A 9,568-nucleotide genomic window follows, 5' to 3' on the forward strand; every position below is an offset into this window, starting at 1 on the left:
CGGTGCGCTGAAGACCGCGCCTCGCATGCGCGAAATGCTGTTCTGCAGCATTCCACCATGCATGGCCGTGTCTGTCGACTACCGACAGCCTAAAAGGCCAAACATTCCAGTACTTGGTGCGCAAACATATGACCTGACGCAAGCCACGCGTCGCTGCTGGTCTATCGTTCTCGCCAAAAGTCCGTGGAAGTTGTGCCCCGCTGGCGATGCCTCGCCTGTCGCTGTATCAACGCGGGTCGTCCGGGCCAGAAAACCTTGATGCGCGTTCTTCATTTGGCCTGCGACGCTGACGCGGGCTAGGCCGTCGTTGTTTTATTAATACGCGGATAATCCCCGATCCGGGGCGTCGATGCAAGGTTTTACGCGTAAAATCAGACAGATCCCACGCGCCTTTGCGGCACAAATGCAACAAGCGGGCGGCGCACCGGCCGCGACACCTATTGCAGATGTTCGATGGACGCCAGCGCGCCGACCGCGTGGCGGCCGAACCCGGCCGGCAGCCCGGCCACGAATTCGTCGAACGGCAAGGGTGCGCTGAACAGGTAGCCCTGCACCGCATCGCAGCCCTCGCGCAGCAGCAGTTCAAGCTGCTCACGGCTCTCCACGCCTTCCGCGATCACGCCCAGGCGCAGGGCGCGCCCCAGCGCGATGATGGCGCGGGTGATGGCTTCCTCGTCGGGATTGCCGGGCAGGTCGTGCACGAAACTGCGGTCGATCTTCAAGCCATCGATACGGAAGCGCTTGAGGTAGGACAGCGACGAGTAGCCGGTACCGAAATCGTCGAGATAGACGGCAATGCCCATGGCTTTCAGCGCGTCGAGTTGGCTGCGGCTGCTGTCGTCGTCGTCCAACAGCAGGCTCTCGGTAATTTCCAGCACCAATTGATTGGGATCGGCGCCGGTCTCTTCCAGCACACGTTCCACGGTGGCGCCGAGGCCGCCGTGACGGAATTGCTGGGTGGAAAGATTGACCGCGACGGTCAAGTCGTCGAAACCGAGTTCGCGCCAGCGGCGCACATCCTGGCAGGCCCGACGCAGCACCCATTCGCCTATCGGTACGATGAGACCGCACTCCTCGGCCAGCGGCACGAAGCGGGTCGGCATCACCACCCCGAGCCGGGGATGGCGCCAGCGCAGCAGCGCTTCGGCGCCCACCACCTGCCCCGTCTGCAGGCACAGCTTGGGCTGGTAGCACAGGAACAGGGCGTCCTCGCTGATGGCCCGCCGCAGCGCCGACTCCATCTGCAGGTTTTCATCCGAGGCCGCCTGCAGTGCCTCGGTGAACACGCAGAAACTCCCACGACCGTCTTTCTTGGCGCGATTGAGGGCGTTGTCGGCGCGGCGCAGCAGGTCGGCCACCTCGGCCTCGCCGCCGGGGCAGAAGCTGACGCCGATGCTGGCGGTCACCGCGATCTCCTCGCCGCGCACGAATATCGGTTCAGACAGACCATTCAAAATCTTTTGGCACAGCCGCTCGACTTCGCGTTGGTCGTGCAAGTTCTCCAGCAGGATCGCGAACTCATCGCTGCCGGTGCGGGCGATGGTGTCGCCCTTGCGCACGCAGGCGCTAAGGCGGTAAGCCACCGTGACCAGCAATTCGTCGCCGGCGCCGTGGCCGAAGCTTTCGTTGATGGCCTTGAAGCGGTCGACGTCCAGCGAAATGACTGCCAGCGAGCGCATGGCGTGCTCAGCGCGGCGCAAGGCCTGCTGTACGCAGTCGCGAAACAATTCGCGATTGGCGAGCCCGGTGAGCTTGTCGAACTGCGACAGGAAGGCCAGGTGACGCGAGGTATGTTTGCGCTCGATGGCGTAACGCAGGGTCTTCACCAGCAGTGCGCCGTCGTCGAGCCCGAGTTCGAGAAAATCGTCGGCGCCGGCGGCAAGGGCGGCCGCCACCGCCGGTTCGTCGGCCGAGGGGGTGGTGACGATGATGGGCAATCCGGCATCCGCCGCGTGCACATCGCGCACCGCGGTCAGCACGTCGACATCGCTCACGCCGAGGCTGATCAGGATAGCGTCGAACTTGTGCCCCGCCAGGTGACCGAGCGCCGCCGTGAGCTTGGCGACCGACTGGAAACTGACCGACATCGCGCCCGGCAGGTTGCGTACCTGGCGACGCAGCGCGCTCACGGCACGCGCGTCCTGGTCGAGCAGCAGCACACGCAATTCGCCGACGGCGCGCAGCTTGGGCTGTGCGCGCCCGCTGGACAGTTTCGCGGCCGCAATCCGTGGTGGCAGGTTGGCTCGCGTCGAGCGCTCACCACTGCCGCTCTGTTTCTTCATATTTTTTATTAGGTAACGAGAACTTCCTTGTCGAACTTATCACAAATTGCATTTAACACGCTATTGATGTTCGTTTTTTCCCGAAAGGGAATATCCCGAGGCTTGCGCCCCACCTACTGCGGGTTTTCCTTGAGATAGCCGCTGAACAAGGAACCGAACTCTTCCGCGCTGACCTCGAAATCCTCTACGGTCAGGGACACCTGGCGCTCGACCGACGCGCGCACCGCATCGTTGACCGCCAGCACCGTTTCGAGTGGCACCGAGGCATAGCGGAAGTCCGTCACGGCCAGTCCCTTGGCACCGCTGCGGGTTTCTATCACCAAGGGCAGAACGATGGGCAGGAGGTGGGCGTCGAGCAGCATCTTGAAGCCCCGGTAGGCACTGCCCTCGAAAGTAATCATGTCTTCGCCGGCCACGTTCACCACGCTGCGCAGCAGCCGATGGCGGGTGGAACTGAGACTGACCGGGATGTGGCACAGGTCAGGGCCGAGGTAGGTGAGGCTGTCCCAATCCCGCTTGTGCAGATTGCAAATGGCGCCCGTGATGCCAATGTCCCAGCACGGCGCGACACGCGCGGGCTCGACATCACTCAACAGGCCGCGGTCCTTGAAGGTCAGCGCGCCCTTGTCCATGACGAGGTTGCCCAACATCACCTGCGGACCGCGCGCGCGCATCATCAACAGCTCGCCCAAGCCGCGCGCGAACAAGTCCTGACACAAGCCGACCAGCACATCGTGATTTTCCATGCGTCCCCCACTCTTTTGCGACAGCTCGATGTCGCGCACAAACCGGTGACGGCCGGTCCCCTGGATGGCTCCCGTCGGCCCATTCTCGCGCACCGGGCTTCGTCGGCTAACTGTAGCGCCGATCGGCGCAGCGACTGAAGCGCGTCCGCCGGCAACATTGCCCGCACACACGCAACATCGGCGACACGCTCGTCATCGCCTGTCACGCACTGCGCTTCGTCCGCGGCGGCGCCGGGTCGGCGATGCCTTCGAATTCGTCGGGCGCCATGAGCTTGAGATAGGCGCGCGCCTCTTCATCGGACGCGGCGCCCAGCCATCCCGTGTAGTCTTCGGCGGGAACGTACACGACCGAGCGCTTCTCGTCGCCCGGCGCATGAAAGCGTGACATCAATGGGTGGTCGCTGGCATTGACCGTGAGCATGGTAAAGGACCGAAGCTCGCGCCCGTCGTCCTGGCGCCGCCATTCGCGCAGGCCGGCAAGCGCGAACGGCTGGGCATCGATGCGCCGGATCTGCCAGCGCACCGGCTTGCCCGATTCGTAATTCGGTTCGAAGAAGCCGAGCATCGGCACCAGGCAGAACTGGCGCTTTTTCCACGCGCCGCGGAAGGCGGGCTTCTCGGCCACGGTCTCGGCGCGGGCGTTATAGGTGCTGCGCACGATTTTCATGTCCTTGGCCCACGGCGGCACCAGTCCGAACACGGCCGCCTCCGCGACCAGGCGTGTGCCGGCGCGGTTCATCACCATCATCGGCGCCCGGTAGCCCGGGTAGGCGATGGTCTCGAAGTCCTCGACCGGCGCCTCGCAGTCGAAATCTACGACCAGGTCGGTCGCGGTCGGCAGGCGGTAGTTTGAACACACGACGCATTTCTCCTGGGCAATCACGCCTAGCGTACCGCGCGGGAGTCGGCACCAGGGGAATGCCCGCTCATCAATCAGGACTTGCGGGAGGACGGACGCTTCAACATCACGCTTGGGGTCATGCAGACCGCCAAGCAATTGGTCCCGACGCCGTGCTCGCCGACCGTCAGCGTCTCGAAGTCGATGGCGAAATGCGGCGGGGTGGCTTGCCGTCAAGCAAAAGGACTTTTGTCCTCGGTGCCCGCAAGGGCGAGACGCTGAGCGGCGACCGCGACGCGAACTTTCGCTACCGATACGTCGAGCATGCTGATGAGCGTCTCACCATTGGCCATGTCCGCTAGCCCCGCTTCGCCTTCAATCTTGTCCAGCAGCGACTCCAATTGCGAAGCACCAACGGTCCGCACGGCAGACCTGAGGCGATGGGCAAGATGGGAAGTCTCCCCCGCGGCGCCCGCACGGAGCGCGACAACAAGAGCATCCGCATCTTCTTCCAGGCTTGCGACGAACCGCTCCAGAAAGGTCGCCACCATCTCGGGGTCATCGCCGACCAGCCGCTCGAGTACGCGAGTGTCAATCACACCGAGGTCACTGTCCGGCGGCAAAGGTGCGCCCGGCTCAAGTGGCGTGGTCGTTGGAACGGGAGCGAAATCCGGCCTGCTCGCGAGAACTCGCTGCAGCGACTCGAGCGTAAGCGGCTTGGTCGCGTAGGCGTCCATGCCGTGGGCAAGCGCGCTGCGCTCAGCGTCCTTCATCGCGTTGGCGCTCACACCAACTATGTAGGTCCTCGGCCTGCCTTCGAGTGTCTCGATTTCGCGAATGCGGGTGGCCAAGCCAAGCCCGTCGAGGCTCGGCATGTGCACGTCGGTAAGCAGCGCATCGAAGGGGTTGTTGAGCCACTCGCGCAATGCATCCAGCCCATCACCCACAATCGTTGCGATACAGCCGAGCCGGTCAAGCTGGCTTTGAAACACCGACTGACTCAGCAGGTTGTCTTCCGCGACAAGCACGCGCAACCCTTCAAGTCGCACGACGTCGACGGGCGGTGGCACCGATGAACTTTGCTTCCATTCACCGTCAGGCGCCAGTGCAAATTCCACCCAAAACGTGCTTCCCTGGCCAGGGGCGCTGGATACGCCGAGCGTCCCGCCCATGGCCTCGGTCAAGCTCTTGGCAATGGTCAGCCCAATCCCACTCCCCTCGATCGCGGTCATTTCCCGACCCAGACGGTTGAACTGGTCGAATAGCTGATCCATCGCATCGGTCGAAAGTCCTGGGCCGGTATCCTCGACTCCGATCCGCAACATGCCTGGCTGCCCATCGAGCAATCGCAGCGCCACGTGTCCATTCGGCCTGTTGTACTTGATCCCGTTCGACACGAGATTGAGGAGGACTTGCGTTGCGCGGGTGGCGTCCACCGTGATGCGCCGCCCGACGCGAAGACGCTCGTCCGCGTACAGCGCGATCGAACTGCGACTGGCAACCGGAAGCGCCAATTGCATGACGCCATCAATGACGCGAGAGATTTCCACGGATTCGACGGACAGCGCCAGCCTTCCGGCCTCGATTGCCGAGAGGTCAATGATGTCACCGATAAGGCGCAGAAGATGGCCGGCTGCCTTGTTGATTTCCCCAGACCTCGTACGTACTTCGGCCGGCACAGCCGGATCCTGCGCCATCAGTTCGGCAAGCCCCATGATTCCGTGCAGCGGCGTCCGCAGCTCGTGACTCACGTGTGCGATGAACCGAGACTTCGCAAGGTTCGCCTGAATGGCGTCTTCCCGAGCCCGCACCAATGTGTCGCGCATCAATTGGTCGCTGGTAATATCTTCGACTATCCCGATGATGCGTGGTTGATCGGTGCCGATGTCCGCGGGCGTGACGGTGATGCGCAGCGAGTACACCCCACCTTCGCGATGCGAGGAAGACCAGTAATGCTTCACGGATTGCCGTGTCTCAAGACATGAAACCAAGTCGGATTTGAAACCAGGCGGGTCGTCGGCAAACGAAATCAAGGACGCCCCGACCCGGCGCGACTCCTCCGCGGCAAGACCGAAGGCCCGCTGGCACGATGGATTCAGGTACAGCAAGGGAAAGGAGTCGTCGCTGGCGTCCGCAACAAAAATACCGATAGGCGCCGCGTCCATCGCGCGCGACTGAACGCGGATCCGCCGTTCGAACTCCTTGCGGTCGGATACATCGGCAAACGTGCCGGACAGGATGCGGCTATGGCCATCGGGGGTGCGATCGGTCACGGCGCCGCGCGCGTGCAGCCAGCGGTAGGTGCCGTCGGGAATGCGGATCCGATACTCGCACGACAACACGTCGATTTTTCCGGCGATGAGGTCGTCGGTAGCATCCAGCACCGATTGCTGGTGGGCAGGATCGATGCGGTCTATCCAGGACATTTGATTGCGGTCCTCGGGCGCGGCATCGTAGCCCAGGATTGGCCACCAGTTATTGGAGAAAGAAAACCGGTCGGCGAGGACGTCGTAGAACCACGCGCCGTCGCCGATCTTCTCTATCGCCGACTGGAAACGCGCAAAGGTCTCCTCCTTGAGATTGGATGCCTCCTTTGCCGAGGTGACATCCGAAATATGCCCGTACCAAATCAGGCTGCCGTCAGCTTGCAGTTCAGCCTCGGACTCCGCGGCGAGATAGCGGACCCCGCGGCGCGGAAGCACAATACGGTACTCATGCTTCCATCCACCTGCGCGTAGGAACGACTGTTCGATGGACGAACGGAACAGCTCCTTGTCGTCGGGATGGATATAGCCGTCAAGGATGGCGGGGTTGATCAATATGTCTTCAGCGCTGGCGTCGAAGATGGCCTCGGCGCCATCGCTGATGTAGTGCAACTTGGCCGTGGCATCGGGATAGCGTTGGTAGACGAAAAGCGCGCCCGGCACATATTTCGAAAATGACTGCAGAATTCGCCGCGAGTCCAGGTCAGTGGCGGCATCGATCCAGGCGCCACTCACGACAATTCCTTTGACCGGTCGCGCGCCCAAGCAATGAATGAATCGCTGGACATTGGACGCGCGTAATAAAAGCCTTGAGCAACGTCACACCCCAGGCTACGAACGGTCTCCAGATCGCTCAGCGTCTCAACGCCCTCGGCGATGGTGGTCATTTCGAGTTTTTTAGCGAGCCGAATGCTTGCCTCGAGTATGGAGTAGGCGCGATTGTCATTTATGGCGCCAGCAACGAACGCCCTGTCTATCTTCAGCTCTGTGAATGGGAGCTTGTGAAGCTGTTGAAGGGATGAATATCCAGTGCCGAAGTCGTCGACCGACAAGGTGACGCCCTTCAGCCGCAGGCGCACGAGGATATCCATCATCGCGATAAAGTCGTCGGCCACGGTGCGCTCGGTGACCTCGAGGACAAGCCGGCTGGTTGGCACTCCCTCGGTATCGGCAAGAGTCTTGATGACATCCGGGAATCGCAAGTCGGCAAAGCTGGCGGCGGAGACGTTCACCGCAAGATCAACCAGCAGGCCTTGGGCGGCCCAGCCTCCGCAATCGGCGAAGGCCTTTTGCATGAGGGCGAGCGTGAGTTCGTGAATCAGCCCGGTCGTTTCGGCCAGGGGTATGAAGGCCCCGGGCCCGAGAATGCTGCCATCAAGGTGCTGCCAGCGGGCAAGCGTCTCGACACCGACGATCCCGCCGCTGGCAAGCGAGATTTTCGGCTGGTAAACAGGCAGCAGGGCGCCGGTATTCAAGCCCGCTGCCAGTTCCTCCTCGGAAATGCGATGCGAACTCGCAAACGAGGTTTGCGAACCAGGCGAGATTGCGGCGACATGACCGGCCAGCAGCCTTAGCAGCACCTCGGGTTCGACGGGCTTTCTTGCGTATCCGAGGACCTTGAGATGATTGGATCTTGCGAACTCGGTGGCCGCTCGCAGCAACTGCACATCGACGCCGCTGAGCAAGACGATGGCTGGGCGATAGGGAGAGTCGTGCAGCGCACGCAAGAACTCGATGCCGTCCATTTCAGGCATGCGGAGGTCAAGCAGAATGACGTCGATCGCAACGCTGTTTGATGCGATCAGGTCGAGGGCTTCTTTGCCGTTGGCGGCGGCGTACCTGCTGTTCAGGCCGATGCGCTCGAGCACGCGCAGCAGCAGAGAACGAAAATAGGCTTCGTCGTCGATTACGAGCACTCGCAGGTCCGCCTTGATCTGCTGATTGGCGAAGTCTGCCGAATCGCTCTCGCCGCTGGGCAAGCCGATAGTGGTCGCGCGCTCCGAGACCTCGGTATTGAGGCGCGGGCGCAGGGACGAGAGCGCCTCCGGTGTCGAACCGACATGAATTGCCGTGGAGTGCTGGAAATTGAGATTGGCGGGGAAACGGGTCAACCAATCCTGGATTGTCGCGGGGCGATCGCGGTGACTGAAGGCGAGGCCCGCATCAATGGCCTCCAGGAACTCCTGCGAGAATCCCGGCGGACTCATGGCGGCTATCGAGGCATAGACATCGGGCGCACCGGCGGAAAGGTGCGCAGCACGAATAAGCGCATCGGGCGGCATTCTGCGAACCACCAGTGCGTAGAGAACCGCGGATAGGCTGTAGATGTCGCACCACGGGCCTTGAGGGTTGACTGCGCCTTCGTGCGCGTATTGTTCAATTGGAGCGTAGCCACGCGTGACGAGCGCGGTCAGGCCTCTGGATCCCGCGCCAAACACGTTGCGAGCCGATCCGAAATCGACAAGAACAGGCGTGGAGTCGGGACGAATGATGATGTTCTGCAGCTTGATGTCTCGATGGATGAAGCCGGCGGCATGCACCTGGGCAAGACCGTGCAACAGAGGCCCAAGGAGGCCGAGGATCTGCTCCTCCGTCGAAAACTCGCCAGCGTTGTAAGCTACATCGAGCGGGCGCCCCGTCTCGAGGTCCATCACCATGTAGGCGGTTTTATTCTGCTCGAACGCAGTTCGAACATGGACGATATTCGGATGGTTGAAACGGGCCAACGTGCGTGCTTCGTCGAGGAACCTGCGCAGCCCCCACTGATACTGGGATTCCGATTGGCCGTCGGGCGTCTGGACCTCGAGCATCGTGTCGCGAGAACAAATCGTTCGAGGAAAGTATTCCTTGATGGCCACACGATGATTGAGGTTGAGGTCGGTGGCGGCGTAAGTGATGCCGAAGCCGCCTTCGCCAAGAATTGATGTGATCTCGTACCACAGGAGGTGGTGGTCCGGCGGAAGCGCCGATTCCGGGGAAAACGCGCGCACGCTGTCACTCCTTTCGCGTTCGTATGGGATTCGCCGGGGGCGTGGGCGATGGGAGGAGGCTGCGCCACACGGGCGGGCCCGCTTTCGAGAAGCGTACGACCTGGATGAGTCTTTGCTTGAAGACTAGCGTGTCCTCTCAACAAAAACTGAAAAAATCAGTCGACTATTCGTTAAATCTGTATTTTTTTGTAAATTGACACACAGGCCGCGTGGTTACCTTCGACTTTCAGGTTCGATGGGAATAGTCACTTTCGGTAGGTGCTTCGTAATATATGCAGGTGCCTGCGAATTCATACGCAGCAGCCATTTTTCCAGCCGCCTTACGCTGGCCGTCAACGCTGAAGAGTCAGCTCATCTAATCGTCGGTCTTCGCGATCGGGGCGCATGTTCGCGCGGATTGCTGTCCCTCGCCTCGCCCTGCCGTCGACGCGAAGCATTCGCCGGCCCA

At 61.8% G+C, this 9,568-nt stretch carries 5 protein-coding genes; all 5 read right to left on the reverse strand.

From position 1 onward, the window contains the following. Positions 1–437: 437 nt before the first annotated feature. The 5 genes from IPM80_22055 to IPM80_22075 all read right to left on the reverse strand — a co-directional run bounded on the left by IPM80_22055 (position 438) and on the right by IPM80_22075 (position 9,120). Positions 438–2,282, reverse strand: coding sequence for a GGDEF domain-containing response regulator (locus tag IPM80_22055; protein ID MBK8961032.1), 1,845 nt, complete (start codon positions 2,280–2,282; stop codon positions 438–440). A 113-nt stretch (positions 2,283–2,395) separates the two neighbouring features. Then, positions 2,396–3,028, reverse strand: coding sequence for a hypothetical protein (locus IPM80_22060; GenBank protein MBK8961033.1), 633 nt, complete (start codon positions 3,026–3,028; stop codon positions 2,396–2,398). Positions 3,029–3,230: 202 nt separating this feature from the next. Then, a complete protein-coding gene (locus IPM80_22065; GenBank protein MBK8961034.1) occupies positions 3,231–3,887 on the reverse strand; it encodes an SOS response-associated peptidase family protein in 657 nt (218 codons plus the stop codon). 212 nt (positions 3,888–4,099) lie between these two features. Continuing rightward, positions 4,100–6,865, reverse strand: coding sequence for a PAS domain-containing protein (locus IPM80_22070; GenBank protein ID MBK8961035.1), 2,766 nt, complete (start codon positions 6,863–6,865; stop codon positions 4,100–4,102). Further along, entirely contained in the window at positions 6,862–9,120 is a 2,259-nt protein-coding gene (locus IPM80_22075; protein MBK8961036.1) for an EAL domain-containing protein, read from the reverse strand. Before IPM80_22075 ends, IPM80_22070 begins: the two co-directional genes overlap by 4 nt. Between the last annotated feature and the right edge of the window lie 448 nt (positions 9,121–9,568).

Source organism: Pseudomonadota bacterium (genome assembly GCA_016719885.1).
Classification (GTDB): Bacteria; Pseudomonadota; Gammaproteobacteria.